This is a genomic window from Alteromonas sp. KUL106 (genome assembly GCF_009811415.1).
Classification (GTDB): domain Bacteria; phylum Pseudomonadota; class Gammaproteobacteria; order Enterobacterales; family Alteromonadaceae; genus Alteromonas.
On the sequence record NZ_BLIG01000001.1, the window covers coordinates 293,299 to 312,147 of the forward strand.

Consider the following 18,849-nt stretch of genomic DNA (forward strand, 5'->3'; position numbering starts at 1 on the left):
CGCAACAGATGTTTACGCTTTAGAAAGACCTGAATTAGGCGTTGTCGAATCATTCCGTTTATTTTTAGCGGCGCTCGACAACCCCAACAAAGAAAAAAGGATTGTTAGCTATGTTTGCTCCGCTATCCAGACGAAAATTCATCAAAACAGCACTATCGACGATAGCCGCAACTTCGTGCTTCTCGCACGCTTTGAATGCAAAAATGCTCAATCAATATTACGAGCAATTTAACGCAACACGAAAACCGAGTAGGCGTGAACCTCCTCAAAAAGGTAAACGTTTCAGCGTAAAGGACTTTGGTGCAACAGGAAACGGACAGTCTTTAGATACAGGCGCCATTCAAGCAACCATTCAGGCGGTGATTGACAGTGGCGAACCGGGCGTGGTTTGGCTACCAGCAGGTGTCTATTACTCAGGAACACTTCACTTGTCGAGCAACATAAGCCTAGAGCTAGATAAAGACGCTGTCTTGCTCGGTAGTACTGACATACGACACTATGAAACTGACGATGGTAAGGTTCAGGCGCTAATCGAAGCACATGATTGCGACAATATCTGTATATTTGGTCAAGGAACCATCAATGCTCAAGGCCGTAAGTTAGCATTAAATATAAATCGGCTCCATCACGCCAAAGAACGTATCGAAGACGATTTTAATGCAAGTCGAAATCGCTCTCGCCATCGCCCCAATGTCATTGCAATGCATTCGTGTAACCAGATAAAAATTTACGACATTACTGTTCAAAACGGCGCATCATGGGTTCAACACTACGCAGCATGCCGCGATTTACACATTGACAACATCGTGGTTCAAAGCGATGCATTTTGGAACAACGATGGCATTGATATCAATGACTGTGAGCATGTCCGCATTACGGGCTGTTTTGTCAATGCTGCCGACGACGCTATTTGCCTTAAATCCACAACCAAGAAAAATATGCGCAACAATGATGTTTACATTGGCAATTGCACACTGCGTTCTAGCTCTAACGGCATTAAGTTTGGAACGGAAAGTCAAAATGGTTTTCACAATGTAGAAATTGAAGACATTGTTGTATTTGACACCTACAGAAGTGCAATAGCACTTGAAACTGTAGACGGCGCCATTCTAGAAAATGTTAGTGTTAAAAACGTAGATGCAAAAAATGTGGGCTGCGCTATTTTTATACGTTTGGGGCAACGCAACAGAGACGTGCCTGAAAATACACCCCTAGGTAAAATCAAAAATGTGATGATCAGCAACGTGAATGCTGAAATTAGCTTTGATAGAGCCGATATTGACTACGATTTGCGAGGGCCTGGGTTGAACGCATTCTTTAATCCTATCCCTGCTTCAATTACGGGTTTACCGGACGCGTTAGTAGAAAATGTTGTTCTTGAAAACATTACCATCAGCTATCCTGGAAGAGCCAACAAAGGTTTGGCATATCGTCCGCATGACCAATTATTCCTAGTACCACAAGAACGCGATGCTTACCCCGAATATACCATGTTTGGCGAGCTTCCTAGCTGGGGGCTCTTTGTAAGACACGTAAAAGGGATAACGCTCAAGGATATTTCACTAAAAACCAGAGCGTATGATTTTAGACCTGCAATGGTGTTTGATGATGTAAACGGGGTAAACCTATCTCATGTGACGCTGCATGCTGATAACGACATTCAGCTAGTACTGCATAATGCCAAAGAGGTGAAAACGAATCATCTTATGGCCCTAGATAAAAGCCAACAGTTGGCTCCGTTATCTTCCAGCTCTATTCTTTATTCGAACGACTGAAAATAATACCAGTTCGCAGAGTGCGTTTAAGTAACAAAAAACCCGCTTAAAAAGCGGGTTTTTCTTTAATTTAAAAAAAGACGTTAGCTTACTTCTTTTTCTTCGCTTTCGGGTTTGGTAGGTCAGTAATGCTTCCTTCGAAGATTTCAGACGCAAGACCAATTGATTCATTAAGCGTTGGGTGAGCATGGATAGTTAATGCTACGTCTTCAGCGTCAGCACCCATCTCAATAGCTAGGCCGATTTCGCCAAGCATTTCGCCGGCGTTTGTACCAACCATTGCACCACCAATTACTCGACCTGTTTCTTTGTCGAAGATCATTTTGGTCATACCGTTAGTTGCATCAGATGCAATTGCACGGCCTGAAGCAGCCCAAGGGAAGGTCGCTGTTTCGTAGCTTACGCCCTGCTCTTTCGCTTCTTTTTCAGTTAGACCAACCCAAGCAACTTCTGGCTCAGTGTACGCTACTGAAGGAATAGCACGTGGGTCGAAGTAGTGCTTCTGTCCAGCAATAACTTCTGCTGCAACGTGACCTTCGTGAACTGCTTTGTGCGCAAGCATTGGCTGACCTACAAGGTCACCGATTGCGAAGATGTGGTCAACGTTAGTACGCATTTGCTTATCAACATTAATGAAGCCTCGCTCGTCAACGTTAACGCCAGCTGCTTCGGCGCCTACAAGCTTGCCGTTTGGCTTACGACCAACAGCAACAAGTACTTTGTCGTAACGCACTGGCTCAGCAGGTGCGTTCTTACCTTCAAATGTTACGTACAAACCGTCATCTTTTGCGTCAACCGCTGTCACTTTGGTTTCAAGCATGATGTTGAATTTTTCTTTGTAGTCTTTCATGAACACTTTCATGATGTCTTTATCAGCTGCAGGAATTAGCTGGTCTAAGAATTCAACTACATCGATTTTCGAGCCAAGTGCTTCGTATACTGTACCCATTTCAAGGCCGATGATACCACCGCCAAGTACAAGCATTTTCTCTGGAATGTCTTTCATTTCCAAAGCGCCAGTTGAGTCGATTACACGGTCATCTTCTGGGATGAACGGTAGGCTTACTGGCTCAGAACCCGCAGCAATGATTGCTTTTTCGAAAGTAATCGTAGTAACGTCGTCACCATTTTTTACTTCTAGGGTGTTCGCGCCTGTGAATTTACCGAAGCCTTGTACATGCTTGGTTTTACGCATTTTAGACATACCGCTAAGGCCGTTTGTTAACTGCTTAACAACGCCGTCTTTGTATTCACGGATTTTATCTAGATCGATGGTAGGCTCGCCAAACGATACACCGTGGCTAGCAAGGTGTTTCGCTTCTTTCATCACTTTAGCAACGTGAAGAAGGGCTTTTGAAGGGATACAGCCAACGTTAAGACAAACACCACCAAGCGTGTCGCGTGAGTCTACGATAACTGTTTCAATACCTAAGTCAGCCGCACGGAATGCTGCTGAATAACCGCCAGGGCCGCCGCCCAGTACCACCAATTGCGTTTTAATTTCGCTCATTGTGAACCTCAATCCTGTTCTTGTAGGGTCATGCTATTACCTTTGTGTAATAGCATAACCTAAATGCCACCAAATGGGCTTATAAAATCGTCGAAAATGTTACTGATATTGTAAACTTTTTCGACCTTTTATTTAAAGTATGATTCTGCGCAAATCAGTTAGGTTTGCAGCAACCTCAGTAGAGAATCTTGCACCTACCGCACCATCGATCACTCGGTGGTCGTAAGACAAGCTTAGCGGCACCATTAGGCGCGGCTCAAACTCTTTGCCATTCCACTTAGGCTTCATCTCAGACTTAGACACACCCAATATGGCGACTTCTGGGGCATTTACAATAGGCGTAAACGCCGTTCCGCCAATACCGCCTAGGCTAGAGATGGTGAATGTGCCACCCTGCATGTCAGCCGCTTTAAGCTTGCCTTCACGAGCCTTCTTAGATGTGTCGATAAGTTCTTGAGACAGCTGCTCAATACCTTTCTTATTCACGTCGCGAATAACAGGTACAACAAGGCCTCCCGGTGTTTCAACCGCAATACCAATGTTGATAAATTTCTTGATGATTAAGCTTTCACCATCCTCAGACAGCGATGAGTTAAACACCTCGTATTTCTCAAGGGCTTTCGCCACCGCTTTCATAACGAATACCAGTGGCGTGATCTTAAGACCAGACTTAATTTTTGCGTGGTAAGCGTTTTGCTCTTTACGGAATTCTTCAACGTCTGTGATATCTGCTTCGTCGAACTGGGTAACGTGCGGGATAGTCGCCCAGTTACGGTGTAAGAACGGACCAGAGATCTTCTGAATACGCGATAGCGGCTGCTCTTCAATTTCGCCAAACTTGCTGTGATCAACAGGTTTAACTGGCACGATTTGCAGTACGTTGTCGCCCACTGGCGCGCTGCCAGAAGCTGCTGCTGTGCGAGGTTTAGCAAGCTCGGCTTTCACATAGGCTTGAACGTCTTCTTTCAAGATACGATTTTTAGGGCCAGAGCCGCTAACTTGAGTGAGGTCTACACCAAACTCGCGAGCGATACGGCGAACCGAAGGTGAAGCATGTGCTTTCCCTGAATTCTTGGTTTCTGGCGCCGGAGGCACAGGAGAACGGCCTTGCGAGGCATCCTGCTGTGACTCTTGTTGAGTCTCTTCTTGCTTAGGCGCTTCAGCAGGCTTTTCAGCTGCACTTGAAGACGAGCCACCGCTGGTCTCTAGCTTAACAACCAAGGTGCCTTGCTTAACTTTGTCGCCCGTTTTGATAAAGACTTCTTTAATGGTACCTGCATGGGTTGAAGGCACATCCATGGTGGCTTTATCAGTTTCTAGCGTAATGAGACCGTCTTCTTTTTCAACGGTGTCGCCTACCGATACAAGCACATCGATAACGTCAACTTCACCGTCTTCACCGATATCCGGTACAGCAACTTCAATAGTTTCACTGCTTGAAGAAGCCGCAGGTGCAGAGTCTTGCTTCTCACTTTCTTGGGCAGCTGGAGCAGACGCCTCAGAAGACTCGCTTGAGGCCGATTCACTTGAAGACGAGCCTGAGCCGGCAACTTCAAGCTTGATCACTACCGTACCTTCTTTCACTTTATCGCCAGTGCTGATGAATACTTCTTTCACCGTACCTGCGTGTGTTGAAGGAACATCCATGGTCGCTTTATCGGTTTCAAGGGTAATTAGCCCATCTTCTTTTTCAATGGTGTCGCCCACTGAAACCAATACGTCGATGACGTCAACTTCGTCGTCAGAGCCAATATCTGGTACTGCAACCTCAATGACTTCGCTGCTGCCAGATGCAGCAGGTGCTGCCTCTGACTTGCTTTCTTCTTTTGGTGCTTCTTCTTGCTTTGGTGCATCTTCTTTAGAAGATTCTTCTGAAGATGATGATTCAGCGGCGCTGCCACTATCTCCACCAGCAACTTTCATTTCACCAATGACATCACCTTCTTTGATTTTATCGCCTACTGATACAGACAGGCTTACAATCTCACCTTCAAACGGTGCAGGGATGTCCATTGACGCTTTGTCACTTTCAACAGTAACAACGCCTTCATCTGCCTCAATGTTGTCGCCTACGGCAACACATAGCTCGATAACTTCAACTTCGTCACCGCCTACATCGGGTACGATAATCTTTTGAATATCTGACATATGTAAAATACCTTATCTGGCTTACGCGTAAAGTGGATTAAGTTTTTCAGCGTTAATTTCAAAACGCTTAATGGCTTCTGCTACCACTTTCTTCTCAACGTCACCGCGCTGAGCTAATTCGTAAAGTGATGCCACCACAATGTATGACGCATTAACTTCAAAGTGAGTACGCAAGTTTTCGCGGCTGTCGCTTCGACCGAAACCGTCTGTACCTAGACAACGGTATTCAGTGTCGATAAACGCACGTACTTGGTCTGAGTAGTTCTTCACATAGTCAGTGGCAGAAATCGCAGGACCTGCGTCTTTCGTAATTACCTGACCAATGTAAGGTACCTTTTGCTCGGCTTCTGGGTTTAGCATGTTCCAACGCGCTACGTCTTGACCTTCACGCGCTAGCTCGTTGAACGAGGTCACAGAGTAAACGTCAGAAGACACGTTGTAGTCGTCACATAGAATTTGTGCCGCTTTACGTACTTCGTTCAAGATAGTGCCCGAGCCCATCAGCTGCACATTAAGCTTACACTTGTCGTTTTCAACGCGCTCAAGCTTATAAATACCTTTAATAATCTTCTCTTCAATGCCCTCTTCTTCAGGCATTGCAGGGTGCTGATAGTTTTCGTTCATCAATGTCAGGTAATAGAAAATATTTTCGTTATTACCGTACATACGACGCAAGCCGTCTTGAATAATAACGGCTACTTCGTAACCGTATGTTGGATCGTAAGTAATACAGTTAGGAATAAGGTTCGCCTGAACGTGAGAGTGACCGTCCTGGTGCTGTAGACCTTCACCGTTAAGGGTTGTTCTACCTGCTGTAGCACCTAAAAGGAAACCACGAGCTTGGCTATCACCTGCTGCCCACGCTAAGTCACCAACACGTTGGAAACCGAACATTGAGTAGTAAATATAGAACGGAATAGTCGTCGCGTTGCACGTTGAGTAAGACGTACCCGACGCAACCCACGATGCCATTGCACCTAGCTCGTTAATACCTTCTTGGAGTACCTGACCTTTCTTATCTTCGCGATAGTAAGCGACTTGGTCGGCGTCCTGAGGCACGTATTTCTGACCTTCGTTGGCATAAATACCGACCTGACGGAACAAGCCTTCCATACCGAATGTGCGGGCTTCATCAGGAATAATTGGCACAATACGCTTACCAATTTTCTTGTCTTTCAGTAGCGCGTTAAGTACACGTACAAACGTCATCGTTGACGATACTTGACGGTCGCCTGAGCCTTTTAAGATAGCGTCGAATGCGCTTAGCTCAGGAATTTCAAGCCGCTCTTCAGCTTGCTCGCGGCGAGAAGGCAGGTAACCACCTAGTGCTTCACGACGCTCGCGAAGGTACTTCATTTCTTCACTGTCTTCGTCGAACTTGAAGTACGGCAGGTCAGCAATCTTGTCGTCTGCTACCGGAATATTGAAACGATCGCGGAACACTTTAATAGAGTCAACGTCCATTTTCTTAACGTTGTGCGCGACGTTTTGTGCTTCACCTGATGCACCTAGACCGAAACCTTTAACCGTTTTTGCAAGAATTACCGTTGGACGACCTTTCGTATCAATCGCTTTTTGGTAGGCTGCAAATACTTTAACTGGATCGTGACCACCACGGTTTAAGCGCCAGATATCGTCATCAGACATGTTAGCTACAAGTGCCGCTGTTTCAGGGTACTTGTTGAAGAAGTTTTCACGGGTGTATTTACCGCCCTTCGCTTTACAGTTCTGGTATTCACCGTCTACGGTTTCACCCATTAGCTGAATAAGCTTGCCAGATTTGTCGCGGGCAAGAAGCTCATCCCAATAACTACCCCAGATGACTTTCACTACTTCCCAGCCTGCGCCGCGGAACGTGCCTTCAAGTTCTTGGATAATTTTGCCGTTACCACGAACCGGGCCGTCTAGACGCTGAAGGTTACAGTTGATAACAAACGTTAGGTTATCTAGGCCTTCACGAGACGCAAGACCGATGGCACCCAAGCTTTCCGGCTCATCACACTCACCGTCACCCATGTAGCAGTATACGCGCTGACCTGAGCAGTCTTTAATACCGCGATTAGTGAGGTACTTAAGGAAACGTGCGGTATAGATAGCTTGAAGTGGACCAAGACCCATAGATACCGTTGGGAACTGCCAATAGTCTTTCATCAAGTGAGGATGCGGGTAAGACGATAGACCATCGCCTGCACACTCTTGACGGAAGTTGTTTAACTGCTCTTCAGTTAAGTTGCCCTCTATGTAAGAACGGGCATAAATACCGGGAGAAATATGGCCTTGAGCGAAAATAAAGTCGCCGCCTTGGTTTTCGTTAGGCGCTTTAAAGAAATGATTAAAACCTACATCGTAAAGCATAGCGGATGATGCAAAGCTACCAATGTGGCCACCAAGCTCCAGGTCTTTTTTCGATGCACGCAATACGATCATCAATGCGTTCCAGCGAATAGCGGCACGGATGCGCGCTTCAATGGTCAAGTCGCCAGGCATTTTTGGCTCTTGTGCTGCTGGAATTGTATTGATGTAGGCAGTGGTAGCGTCATACGGTAAATGCGCTCCGCTGCGACGTGCTTTATCAATAAGTTTTTCGAGTAAATAATGAGCGCGTTCTACGCCTTCCTCTTCTAAAACCGACTCAAGCGCATCAATCCACTCTTTAGTTTCTTGAGGATCTACATCTTGGTGCATCATATCAGACATGGTGCCATCCTATTTTTTGCTTATATAGAAAATCCCCCCTTAGCATTGCCTCTAATCATCAAGGCGCTAAAAGAAGGAAAACTAAATTACGTTGTACTCACAGTGACCCAATCTGGCTCACCTGCTTTTGCAGTGGCACAGGAAAAACCTGACCGGCCTCTGCGAATGAATAGCTATCTAGCCCTTGCTGTCTAAACCGCAAACGTTGACTAAATGACTAAATCTCTAATCGTCGTAATGCGCGCTGAACGCGGGTATCACGTTGATTAATGGTTAATAGCGTTTTTTCAATAAACGCCAAATGGGTGTTACATGCCTGACGCGCAGCCTCTGGGTCGCGAGAAGCAATGGCTTCTACAATTTCACGACGCTGCTTAGCAATGTCCGCTACCGCTTCAGGGTGTGCAGCCAGCATGTCTAAATTTCGTTCGATGTTGTCAACCAACATACTTTGCATAGTGCTCATTACGTGAAGCAGCACCATATTGTGTGACGCTCTCGCCATAATGATGTAAAACTGCCCAAGCGCTTCTGCTTGCGCACGTTTACTCTCGTCAGCTTTGGGCGTTGGCAAATCATTCAATGCTTGTTTCAACGCATTGTAATCTTCAGGCTGACCACGCAGTGCCGCGTAATATGCTGACATACCTTCAAGCGCATGACGAAACTCAAGCAAGTCAAACTGTGTTTCCGGACGCTGGCTCACCAAATCCATCAACGGATCTTTCATCGCCGCATTTAGGTTGCGATTAACAAACGTGCCACCACCTTGTTTTCGCTCAACCAACCCCCGCGCCTGTAAATTACCAATAGCCTCTCGTAAAGAAGGACGAGACACATCAAATTCAAGCGCGAGTTCTCTCTCTGGCGGTAACTTTTGACCTGCCAATAGCGTACCGTCGAGTATCATTGACTCGAGTTGCTCGGTGATTACATCAGAGAGTTTTTTTCGCTGCTGTCGCATGCGTTGAACGTATCCTTCAATTTAAACCAGCGCTGATATAACAGCAGTGAATGTAAAAAATAATCAGAGATAATTTAATTACAGACACAATTGGTAATACCATTTTACCTATCTAGTTTAAGGCAGATCGATTTCGAGGTAAATACTCCAAAGCATAGCAAAGACGCTAGGTTTTGCTGCGTGTTAAGCTTTATTATTGAAATTGTTAAGAAAAGAGCAGCAATCAAAACTGGTCTGATGAGGAGGAAGGGGTGTAAAATAAGATGCAAAGCGATTGATCTGTCTACAATTAATAAACAGACCAAAAGCTGAGAGGTGAGTAAATGTTAAAAATAATGATTATGCGAGGCTACCGACGAGCGTAAGCGCCGATGTAATAACAAGCAGAAAAATAACATTACGCTTTGCTAACTTGACCAGCACTTTAGGCTCTACTGACGCATTTTCCGTCTGCAATTGCTGTTCTTCCGGGGTGAGCATCTCCGCTTGGGATGAGATTTGAGTAAGCACATCGTACGCAGACACATCAAACTTTAGCGCATATTTCAGCCACTCAGGCAGAGCACGAGAAAAGTGCCCCATCATCAACATACCGAAGGCAGTTACGCGTACAGGAATGTAATCAAGGGCAAACATCAGCCTTCCAGCCGCGTCTTTCAAAGGATGATTAGCCTCACATAGTGCTTCTGTAGAGCTTCTGCTCAGACTGTAAAATAAGGCGCCCGGCGCACCAAACGCTATAAACCAAAGCATGACTGCTGCGTAGTGTTGATAGTTTAGCCAAGTTAAATGTTGGCCAAAGCTCTTGCCTTCTGCGCCTGCAGTGCCGTCGCTGTCTACCTGACTTGCGCAATGTCCTAGTTGGTCGGTGTACATACTGCAGGCCTGTAGGTCTCCCCGCTCTGCTGCATTTAAAAAGTTTTTATAGGTTGCCCGTAATACAGGGCAGCCGATGCAGACAAACAATACAATGCTCTGCTCGATAAAAGTGAGAAATGCACCAAGTACCCAATACTCAACGACACCCAACAGTGCAGCAGGAAGTAATAGGAAGAAATAAAAAGTGGCGGTAGAGGCTTTTTCATTCCCCCCTTCACTTTCTTGAAACTGCATTAAGCCTTTATCTTGAAGAAAAGCGCGATATTGACCGGCATATTTTTCTATATGCCAGTTCGGTGTCTTTGTTATCAGCCGCTCTAGGCTGAGAACTAACAGCAAACTCATTAACATCATAGGTATTGCGTTTCCTTTTTTTAGCGGCCCAGATTATTTAATTATTTAAACCCTGAAACACGCATTCTATATCTTGCCCAATCAAAAGACTCACCAGGGTCAGTTTTACGCCCCGGCGCGATATCATTATGACCTACGATACGCCCTAAAGTGATCCGAGGATAGTGTCTTATAATAAAATCCGTAAGTTCACCAAGCGCTTTATACTGGGCGTCGGTATAAGGCAGAGTATCAGTCCCTTCAAGTTCGATACCTATCGCATTGTCGTTACAGCGACTGCGCCCTTGAAATGAAGACAAACCTGCATGCCATGCGCGCTGCTCAAACGGCACAAACTGCTCCACTTCACCGGTACGGTAAATCACGCAGTGAGCGGAGACCCGCAGCCCCGCAATTTCTTTATAAAAAGGATGTTCATCCGGATTGAGCGTACCGGTAAACAATTGACGAATACCCGACGTACCAAACTGTGAAGGTGGAAGTGAAATATTGTGTATAACTAATAAGCTGACATCTGTGGTGTCAGGACGCGCATCAAAATGCGGACTTGGGATGTAGCGCGCTTTATTGTAGAGCATCATAGTTTTTGCTTCGATATTTGATTTTCTGCGTTGTAGCCTACATTGTATATGGATATGAGTGTATAGGGCTATATATGTTACTTTCCAGTAGTTTACTCGCGTACATTAGCGTGCAGGCTGTGCGTAAGCACTGCGCATCACTATCGAAAAAAGGTTAAAGCATGAATGAACAACAAGACCCGACGACGTCAACGGGCAAATGGATGGTTGCGCTTGCGTGGATTTGCGGCTTTGGGCTTTTAGTTTTTGTCTTCTCCGATCTGTTAGAAAAGCAAATAAACCCAAATAGTGAGCCGACATCTGAGCGTATTGGCTCGCAAACTGAGGTTCGTCTTAAGCAAAATCGCCAAGGCCATTACGTCACCACGGGCTATATTAACGGTGAGGAAGTGGTATTTCTTGTTGATACTGGTGCAACCGATGTGGCCGTCCCCGCTCACTTGGCCAATAGACTTCAACTTAAAGCCGGTCGCGAGGGGTTAGCGAGTACAGCTAACGGCGTAGTTCGGGTGGCCGAATCAACGATTGATACTTTGCGTATTGGTGAGATTGTGGTGCGCGATGTAAAAGCAAATTTAAATCCCGGCATGCAAGATGACCATATCTTGCTTGGAATGAGCGTTCTTCGCCAATTAGAGTTTACTCAGCGCGGAGATTGGTTAATATTGCGTACCCTTTAAGTAGACCATAGCACAGATCATAGCGATGAAGATGACATCACCAGACATGTGCGCGATTCGAGAGCAAGTATCGAACGCGCTTATTGAAGATCTTGGCGGCGAGTTGAATGCCGCAAATGACATTACCGCGAACCTAATAGATGAGAACGTTAACGCAAAAGCTACCATCATTACCCGCGAGCCCTGCGTTATATGCGGTATCGCATGGGCAAATCAAGCCTTTGCGCTTATTGACGAGACGGTATCGCTGACTTGGCATGTTGAAGATGGCGAGCAGGTTGATGCCAACACCGTACTGGTGAGTATAGAAGGTTCTGCTCGCGCTATACTCACTGCAGAGCGTACAGCGCTTAACTTTCTGCAGACTCTGTCAGCCACGGCTACCGTGACCGCTTTTTACGCCAAGTTCTTAGAAGGCTCGCACACCAAAATTCTAGACACACGTAAAACCTTGCCAGGCCTTCGCTATGCACAGAAATACGCAGTGCGCTGTGGCGGCGGTAAGAACCATCGTGTTGGTCTTTTTGACGCGTTTTTGATAAAAGAAAACCACATATTTTCTTGTGGTGATATTCAAAAAGCTGTTAGTCGAGCAAAAGCGATGATGCCAGGCAAACCTGTTGAAGTAGAGGTTGAGAACTTAGAAGAACTTGAACAAGCCCTTTCAGCGGGTGCCGATATCGTTATGTTAGATAATTTTTCTAACGAACAGATCCAACAGGCAGTAGCGCTTAACAATGGCCAATGTAAACTAGAAGTATCAGGGAACATTACTGATGAGCGACTAGCATCGCTTGCCAAGCTTGGCGTGGACTATATTTCGTCTGGTGCATTAACCAAACATGTTCAGGCAATTGACTTGTCTCTGCGTATTAATTTGTCATAGCAAATCAAGTGAGTGACAACGTGTTTTTTGGTGATATAAGCGGCATTACTTCGGTCATCAACACCATATGAAAGCGTGAATTGTCGTATCGCACGCGATACCACAATTCACGCCTACCTTTAGTTTTTTCTCTTTAATGTTCTCTGTGTATAGATGAATATACGTAGTTAAGTCATTAAGATTTATACGAAAGTTCAAGCACACAGGCCTGCCATGGCGCACCGAACCATGTCATACTGCAAAAGCTAGACATACGTATAGTTGCCTATACTTGTCAGTGACAAATAAAATTCTATACTGAGTATCAAGTACCAGGGGCGTTGAAATGGACGACTCGGGTATAAACGTCAATTTGAATTTGATTTAACTTAGCGTGTTATACACGTCCCGGAGAAAAACCATGATGAACATGAATACAAAAAACCAAAAGGGTTTCACCCTAATCGAACTAATGATTGTTGTTGCAATCATCGGTATCCTTGCAGCAATCGCATTGCCTGCTTACCAGAACTACACGCAAAAAGCGAAGTTTACTGAAGTAACTAACGCTACGGCAGCAGCAAAAACTGCAGTTGAGATTTGCGCACAAACTGTCGACGCTACGCTAGCAGCATGTGACGGCGGTACAAGCGGTGTTCCAGCAGACGTAACACAATCTGCAACAGTTGTTGGTGTTACTACACTGAATGGTGTAATCGAAGCTGAAGCTTCTGGAAACTCTGGTGTTACTGATGGCACAAACCCTGCTACTTATACACTTACTCCTACAGTAACCGACGGCCGCGTTACTTGGGCTGCAGCATGCGTACCAACAACGCTTTGCTAATGAAAAGCGCGTACACCAATAAAAGAAAAACCCAGTGTTGTAACTGGGTTTTTTGTTTAATTTCACTTTGGATATTACAAAATGGCTAAGGCGGCTTCGGTATTCACATGGCAAGGAAAAGATCGGCACGGTCAAGCCCGTAAAGGCGAAATTTCCGCTACATCGCTCTCAGAAGCAAAAAACCTGCTTCGACGCCAAGGTATTTCAGCAAATAAGGTAAAGAAGCTTGCTAAGCCTTTATTCGGTGGTGCCAAGAAGATAAAACCTGGAGATATTTCCGTTATATCTCGTCAAATAGCCACTATGCTTGCGGCTGGAGTTACGCTGATTCAGTCTTTAGACATGATCGCGCAGGGCCATACGAACCCCCTTATGCGTAAGCTGCTTGGGGAAATTACCGAAGAAGTTAAATCAGGTAACCCACTCTCATCAGCACTCAGAAAACACCCCCTTTATTTTGACGACCTATATTGCGACTTGGTGTATACCGGCGAGCAGTCGGGCGCCCTTGAAACTATCTATGACCGAATTGCTACTTATAAGGAAAAGGCCGAAGCACTAAAATCAAAAATCAAAAAAGCGATGTTCTACCCTATTGCGGTTTTGGTTGTTGCTTTTATTGTTACGACTATCCTTCTTATTTTTGTTGTTCCTCAGTTTGAGGAAATCTTTAGTAGCTTTGGCGCTGAACTCCCTGCGTTTACTGTATTTGTACTGGGAATATCCCGTTTTGTGCAGGACTACGGTATCTTTATCGCCATGGGCCTTGCTGCCGCCGGCTTTATGTTTGTGCGAGCCCATAGACGCAGTCAAAAGCTGCGCGATACGGTCGACCGTAATATTTTAAAAATTCCGGTTATCGGAGAAATACTTAAAAAAGCCAGTATCGCCCGCTTTACCCGCACCCTGGCCACTACCTTCGCCGCGGGCGTACCGCTTATCGGTGCTCTAGAATCTGCCGCGGGTGCATCGGGTAATGCTGTTTATCGCGATGCCATTTTGTATATACGTAAAGAAGTAGCGGGCGGTATGCCTATGCACGTGGCCATGCGCGCAACCCAAGTATTCCCGGATATGGTGACCCAAATGATTGCTATCGGTGAAGAGTCGGGCGCGGTTGACGAGATGCTAAGTAAAATAGCCACCATTTATGAAGCTGAGGTTGATGATATGGTCGACGGGTTAACCAGCTTGCTTGAACCTATGATCATGGCTGTACTCGGTGTAGTTATCGGCGGCTTGATTGTGGCCATGTACTTACCTATATTCGAAATGGGTAACGTGGTATAACTTATTCAGTATATTAGCTTTAAGTGCACCGCTTTGATGTCATCAGGGCGCCTTAAAACGGCGCTTTGATGTAAACTTAAAGATGATAAACTCAAAGCCACGCCCGTTTTCGACCATTAATAAAATTAAAAGAACTGCACTTCATGGACGCCATAATAACGCTTAGCCAGCTCTACCCCGCTATTTTCTATTGCCTTGTTTTTCTTGTAAGCCTAATGGTGGGCAGCTTTTTAAATGTAGTAATTCACCGTTTGCCTATCATGATGGAGCGCAGCTGGCAGCAAGAGTATGAAAGCTATTTTAGCGATAGCGAAAATGATGGTATTTCTACACCTTCTAATAATAAATCAACCACGCCGGACGAGCCTTTTAACCTTGTTAAGCCTGACAGCACCTGCCCAAGCTGCGGCCACAAAATTCGCGCATGGGAGAACATACCTGTTATCAGCTACCTGTTTCTCAAAGGCAAATGTGCAAAATGCAAAACCGGCATTTCTATTCGCTACCCACTTGTTGAACTTTTCACTGCGCTGGCCTGTACATTTGCGGCCTATCAGTTTGGCGTTACGTCCCAAGCGCTTTGGGCTGTTGCATTTACTTATGTACTGGTGGCACTCCTTTTCATCGATTTAGACAAAATGTTATTGCCCGACCAGCTTACGCTTCCTTTACTTTGGCTAGGGCTGCTATTAAGTACGCAAAACATCTTTGTTGGTACTACCGATGCTATTATCGGCGCGGCGGCAGGATATCTAAGTTTATGGTCGGTGTATTGGCTGTTTAAACTTGTTACGGGCAAGGAAGGCATGGGGTACGGCGACTTTAAACTGCTTGCAGCACTTGGGGCGTATACTGGTTGGCAGGGTCTACCTGTCATTATTTTGCTTTCTTCATTTGTTGGTGCTATCGCTGGCATACTCATTATGGTTATTCAGAATAAAGGCAAATCGTTAGCGATTCCTTTTGGCCCCTATTTAGCTGTAGCGGGCTGGCTGACTCTGCTTTTTAAAGATGAAATTATCACTACCTATCTGAATATTGTGCTTTAAAATTAAGTAATGCTTTAACTACAAGGCTTAATGGTTATGGATAAACAACAGGCGTTCGTCGTAGGCCTGACCGGCGGTATAGGAAGTGGTAAATCAGCCGCAACAGCATGCTTTGAAAAACTGGGTATCGACATTGTAGACGCGGACGAAGTAGCGCGGGATGTGGTTGCGCCAGGCTCTCAAGGTTTGAAAGAGATAGCAAACCGCTTTGGAGATGGCATTTTACTGGAAGATGGAAACCTTAATCGCGCAATTCTTCGCGAAAAAGTGTTTGCTGACGACGTTGAGAAACACTGGCTGAACAACTTACTTCACCCCCTCATCCGCTTGCGCATGCAGTACCTCATTGGTGAATCGACCAGCCCTTACTGCATTTTATCTGTGCCCCTACTTGTTGAAAACAAGCTGACGGAAATGTGTAACTACGTTATTGTGGTTGACTGTCCGGAAGCAATGCAGCTTGAACGCGCGCTTAAACGTGATGGCAGCACGGAGCAAACCATAAGAAACATCATGGCGTCTCAAGCCACACGAGAAGAGCGCATTAAAGCAGCCGATACGGTTTTAGATAACAGTACAACATTATCTGCCCTTTCTACACAAATTACAGACCTCCATAACACCCTGTTGGCATTATCATCTGGCTAAGTTTTATATAGCGCGATCCCCCTAAGAATTAGAGGGTAATGGCCGTTTTTGAAACTTTTTTGAACAAAAAACGTCAAATAAAAAATTTGTCGTACAAGTGTGCTTGGCTTAAACGCGTTGATGCTTTAGGCTTATCGCTGTTAAGTTTCAATTTTGGCGAGCGTCGCGTGCCAATTCTTCACGTCAATGGGTTTTAAGGGGTTTCATGGGTAACGCTGTTTTCGAATTTCCATTAAAGGAAAAAGTACGTAACTATCTACGTGTTGAGCAGCTGCTTGGACAACTTAAGATCACTGCAAAATCTGAGCATACCCATTTGCAGCTCGTTTTCTTTGAACAGCTTTTTGAGCTTCTTGATTTAATTGAACGATTAGACTTGCGCTCTGACTTGACTAAAGACCTTGACGCTCATGAGAAGAACTTGGTCTATTGGTCAAAGCATCCCAAAATTGATAGCACTGCGTTAGAACAAGCGCTAAAGACAGTACTTACCCTTAAGCAAAAGCTTAAAACAGATCGTCGGTTTGGCAGTGCGCTGAAGGATGACAAACTGCTAAGCGCTATTCGTCAGCGTTTTGCTATTCCCGGTGGCGCGTGTAGTTTCGACTTACCCAATTTGCACTTTTGGTTGCAGCAACCGTTAGAGCATCGCCAAACAGAAATAGCGCAATGGCTTGAAACGCTGGGCCTATTAGACGATGCCATTGCAGTCAGCCTCTCATTTATACGAGAGCGCGGTCAGTTTGTTGACGTCGTTGCTGATAACGGTTTTTACCAAGGCGCAGCAGAAGACAAAAACGAACTCATTCGGGTGAAATGTAGCGTGGATGAGGGTTATTACCCCACATTAAGCGGCAATAAATACCGGTATGCACTGCGCTTTATGTTGTTCTCGCCACAAGAAGGTCACACTGGCGCAGTGGAAAGCAGTATTCAGTTTCGCTTAGCAGCCTGCTAAACTTCAACTCTATTCAATATTTTTCGTCTTCGGTATGCCTATGGTACCGGTAAGACGTATTTCACTGGAGTCTATTATGGAAGTGAAATGCCCTATTTGCGCCAAACAAGTGGTTTGGGCACCAACAAGTGAGTACCGCCCTTTTTGCAGTAAGAAATGTCAGCTTATCGACTTAGGTGAGTGGGCTGCAGAGGACAGAAAAATTGCCGGTAAGCCTGCAGAAGACGCAACGCCTAAACATATCGATGTTGAAGAAATCGAGGCAATGTTAGCGCAACAATCTGACGACTTTTTTAAACACTAAGCTAAGTTTGTCGTATTTTCCCCAACAATAATCGACGCGTATTTGAGTAAATTCATTTTCGAACGTATTTTAGTGACACTCTTGCTGGTGTAGTATCAAACTGTCGTGTATCGAATTCTATGATACCTTCGATATCAAGCAATCGCGCGGCGGGTCGTTGCTTTAGCTCATCTAAAAACTAAAAAACGTGTATTCAATGCACTGCCTGTCGCCTCCTCAGACTCGTAAAAAAAGGAACATGAATGTTTAACTCTATCGCGCTTGTTGGTGGTACTCATGGTAATGAGACCAGTGGTATTCAGCTTATTCGAAATTGGCAACAGTTTGGATTGCCCACGCGATTTAATGAGCTAAATGTTTCATTGACGATTGCTAACGAAGCGGCCCTTCAAGCGAACGTACGCTTCGTAGAAGAAGATTTGAACCGACAGTTTACCCTAGAGCGCTTAGCCGGCAATAACCCAGCCAAAGAAGCGGTGCTTGCCAAATTACTTAATGAAAAGTTCGGTCCAAAAGGCAATTCAAACACCGACTTCGTCATTGATATTCATAACACTACCAGCGAGATGGGTGCCACACTTATTATTCTGGAAGCGGATGAATTCCACGTTCAGCTGGCACGGTTCGTTAAGCAGCAAATGCCTGAAGCGAATATTTTGGTGGAAGACGAGAAACCTTATCTCGAGCACGGTTACTTATGTACTACCGGTAAGAAAGGCGTGATGATTGAAGTGGGCGGTCAGCCTCAGGGCGTGCTAAGAGAAGATGTATACCTTTTAACACAAACTATGGCTGAAGCCATTTTAGATTTTTGTGTCGCCTACAACAATAATGAAATAGAGATAGACGCATTGCCTGCGTGTGAGGCTTTTCGCCTAGGTGAGAACGTGGGTTTTCCACTCGATGAAAATGGTAAGCGCACCGCTATGATCCATCATTCATTGCAAGACAATGACTTTAAGCCCTTACTACCAGGTTCGCCTATGTTTAGAACCTTTGACGGGAAAGATATCCTGTGGGAAGGCGAAAAAGAAATCTACCCTCATTTTATCAATGAGGCCGCGTATTTTAAATTAGACGTGGCGTTTGCTACATCTGAACGTATTGAGTTATAGGCCTTTTTGTAGGGGAGAAGAACTCGTTATTCAGTTTCTCTTCTATTTGGTGAACTTTGCCAGTCCGCATAGATAATTACCCACTCAGCGAGAGTTAAAATGTTCTAATCGCGGCGTGTTACCGCAGGTAATAGTGGCTCTACATCGAGGTGGCACAACAAAGAGTAAGGACGTTTTAAACAAAA

Annotated in this window: 16 protein-coding genes; 10 read left to right on the forward strand and 6 right to left on the reverse strand. The window is 45.3% G+C overall.

Features of this window, described 5'->3' with window-relative positions; all coding sequences use genetic code 11:
- Window positions 1-110: 110 nt before the first annotated feature.
- Window positions 111-1,775, forward strand: coding sequence for a glycoside hydrolase family 28 protein (locus GVO63_RS01185; protein WP_159577807.1), 1,665 nt, complete (start codon window positions 111-113; stop codon window positions 1,773-1,775).
- Between the two features lie 88 nt (window positions 1,776-1,863).
- On the opposite strand, the gene lpdA is transcribed toward GVO63_RS01185, so the two are convergent.
- From lpdA to ampD, 6 genes are all read right to left on the reverse strand, one after another.
- Entirely contained in the window at window positions 1,864-3,285 is a 1,422-nt protein-coding gene (lpdA, locus tag GVO63_RS01190; protein ID WP_159577808.1) for a dihydrolipoyl dehydrogenase, read from the reverse strand.
- Window positions 3,286-3,417: 132 nt separating this feature from the next.
- Complete coding sequence (gene aceF / locus GVO63_RS01195; protein ID WP_159577809.1) at window positions 3,418-5,433, reverse strand: pyruvate dehydrogenase complex dihydrolipoyllysine-residue acetyltransferase; 2,016 nt, start codon at window positions 5,431-5,433, stop codon at window positions 3,418-3,420.
- 21 nt (window positions 5,434-5,454) lie between these two features.
- Window positions 5,455-8,130, reverse strand: coding sequence for a pyruvate dehydrogenase (acetyl-transferring), homodimeric type (aceE, locus tag GVO63_RS01200; protein ID WP_159577810.1), 2,676 nt, complete (start codon window positions 8,128-8,130; stop codon window positions 5,455-5,457).
- Between the two features lie 217 nt (window positions 8,131-8,347).
- Window positions 8,348-9,094 (reverse strand): GntR family transcriptional regulator, encoded by a 747-nt coding sequence (locus tag GVO63_RS01205; RefSeq protein ID WP_159493682.1) that lies wholly within the window; start codon window positions 9,092-9,094, stop codon window positions 8,348-8,350.
- A 339-nt stretch (window positions 9,095-9,433) separates the two neighbouring features.
- Complete coding sequence (gene ampE, locus GVO63_RS01210) at window positions 9,434-10,327, reverse strand: beta-lactamase regulator AmpE (protein WP_159577811.1); 894 nt, start codon at window positions 10,325-10,327, stop codon at window positions 9,434-9,436.
- 41 nt (window positions 10,328-10,368) lie between these two features.
- Window positions 10,369-10,908 carry a 1,6-anhydro-N-acetylmuramyl-L-alanine amidase AmpD gene (ampD, locus tag GVO63_RS01215; protein ID WP_159577812.1) on the reverse strand — a complete coding sequence of 180 codons (540 nt, stop codon included), beginning with the start codon at window positions 10,906-10,908 and terminating at the stop codon, window positions 10,369-10,371.
- A gap of 161 nt (window positions 10,909-11,069) precedes the next feature.
- Here ampD and GVO63_RS01220 point away from each other — a divergent pair, with 161 nt between their 5' ends.
- From GVO63_RS01220 to GVO63_RS01260, 9 genes are all read left to right on the forward strand, one after another.
- On the forward strand, window positions 11,070-11,588 hold the full coding sequence (locus tag GVO63_RS01220; protein ID WP_159577813.1) for a TIGR02281 family clan AA aspartic protease: 519 nt from the start codon (window positions 11,070-11,072) through the stop codon (window positions 11,586-11,588).
- A 31-nt stretch (window positions 11,589-11,619) separates the two neighbouring features.
- Complete coding sequence (gene nadC, locus GVO63_RS01225) at window positions 11,620-12,474, forward strand: carboxylating nicotinate-nucleotide diphosphorylase (RefSeq protein WP_159577814.1); 855 nt, start codon at window positions 11,620-11,622, stop codon at window positions 12,472-12,474.
- A gap of 400 nt (window positions 12,475-12,874) precedes the next feature.
- Window positions 12,875-13,300 carry a prepilin-type N-terminal cleavage/methylation domain-containing protein gene (locus GVO63_RS01230; RefSeq protein WP_159577815.1) on the forward strand — a complete coding sequence of 142 codons (426 nt, stop codon included), beginning with the start codon at window positions 12,875-12,877 and terminating at the stop codon, window positions 13,298-13,300.
- An 81-nt stretch (window positions 13,301-13,381) separates the two neighbouring features.
- Window positions 13,382-14,590 carry a type II secretion system F family protein gene (locus tag GVO63_RS01235; protein WP_159577816.1) on the forward strand — a complete coding sequence of 403 codons (1,209 nt, stop codon included), beginning with the start codon at window positions 13,382-13,384 and terminating at the stop codon, window positions 14,588-14,590.
- Window positions 14,591-14,733: 143 nt separating this feature from the next.
- Window positions 14,734-15,639, forward strand: coding sequence for an A24 family peptidase (locus tag GVO63_RS01240; RefSeq protein WP_159577817.1), 906 nt, complete (start codon window positions 14,734-14,736; stop codon window positions 15,637-15,639).
- Between the two features lie 36 nt (window positions 15,640-15,675).
- The gene (coaE, locus tag GVO63_RS01245; RefSeq protein ID WP_159577818.1) at window positions 15,676-16,287 is read left to right on the forward strand and encodes a dephospho-CoA kinase; all 612 of its coding nucleotides are present in this window, start codon (window positions 15,676-15,678) and stop codon (window positions 16,285-16,287) included.
- A gap of 205 nt (window positions 16,288-16,492) precedes the next feature.
- Window positions 16,493-17,245 (forward strand): cell division protein ZapD, encoded by a 753-nt coding sequence (gene zapD / locus GVO63_RS01250; RefSeq protein ID WP_159493673.1) that lies wholly within the window; start codon window positions 16,493-16,495, stop codon window positions 17,243-17,245.
- A gap of 76 nt (window positions 17,246-17,321) precedes the next feature.
- Window positions 17,322-17,549, forward strand: a complete 228-nt coding sequence (yacG, locus tag GVO63_RS01255; protein WP_014950407.1) for a DNA gyrase inhibitor YacG — start codon at window positions 17,322-17,324, stop codon at window positions 17,547-17,549.
- A 242-nt stretch (window positions 17,550-17,791) separates the two neighbouring features.
- Window positions 17,792-18,664, forward strand: a complete 873-nt coding sequence (locus GVO63_RS01260; RefSeq protein ID WP_159577819.1) for an aspartoacylase — start codon at window positions 17,792-17,794, stop codon at window positions 18,662-18,664.
- Window positions 18,665-18,849 lie beyond the last annotated feature (185 nt).

Bases quoted from the DNA above. Each gene is read 5' to 3' on its own strand.
- coaE (WP_159577818.1), top strand. From the start codon at position 15,676: ATGGATAAACAACAGGCGTTCGTCGTAGGCCTGACCGGCGGTATAGGA.
- GVO63_RS01235 (WP_159577816.1), top strand. From the start codon at position 13,382: ATGGCTAAGGCGGCTTCGGTATTCACATGGCAAGGAAAAGATCGGCAC.
- GVO63_RS01230 (WP_159577815.1), top strand. From the start codon at position 12,875: ATGATGAACATGAATACAAAAAACCAAAAGGGTTTCACCCTAATCGAA.
- ampE (WP_159577811.1), bottom strand. From the start codon at position 10,327: ATGATGTTAATGAGTTTGCTGTTAGTTCTCAGCCTAGAGCGGCTGATA.
- GVO63_RS01205 (WP_159493682.1), bottom strand. From the start codon at position 9,094: ATGCGACAGCAGCGAAAAAAACTCTCTGATGTAATCACCGAGCAACTC.
- yacG (WP_014950407.1), top strand. From the start codon at position 17,322: ATGGAAGTGAAATGCCCTATTTGCGCCAAACAAGTGGTTTGGGCACCA.
- aceF (WP_159577809.1), bottom strand. From the start codon at position 5,433: ATGTCAGATATTCAAAAGATTATCGTACCCGATGTAGGCGGTGACGAA.
- GVO63_RS01240 (WP_159577817.1), top strand. From the start codon at position 14,734: ATGGACGCCATAATAACGCTTAGCCAGCTCTACCCCGCTATTTTCTAT.
- GVO63_RS01220 (WP_159577813.1), top strand. From the start codon at position 11,070: ATGAATGAACAACAAGACCCGACGACGTCAACGGGCAAATGGATGGTT.
- nadC (WP_159577814.1), top strand. From the start codon at position 11,620: ATGACATCACCAGACATGTGCGCGATTCGAGAGCAAGTATCGAACGCG.
- ampD (WP_159577812.1), bottom strand. From the start codon at position 10,908: ATGATGCTCTACAATAAAGCGCGCTACATCCCAAGTCCGCATTTTGAT.
- lpdA (WP_159577808.1), bottom strand. From the start codon at position 3,285: ATGAGCGAAATTAAAACGCAATTGGTGGTACTGGGCGGCGGCCCTGGC.
- zapD (WP_159493673.1), top strand. From the start codon at position 16,493: ATGGGTAACGCTGTTTTCGAATTTCCATTAAAGGAAAAAGTACGTAAC.
- GVO63_RS01185 (WP_159577807.1), top strand. From the start codon at position 111: ATGTTTGCTCCGCTATCCAGACGAAAATTCATCAAAACAGCACTATCG.
- GVO63_RS01260 (WP_159577819.1), top strand. From the start codon at position 17,792: ATGTTTAACTCTATCGCGCTTGTTGGTGGTACTCATGGTAATGAGACC.
- aceE (WP_159577810.1), bottom strand. From the start codon at position 8,130: ATGTCTGATATGATGCACCAAGATGTAGATCCTCAAGAAACTAAAGAG.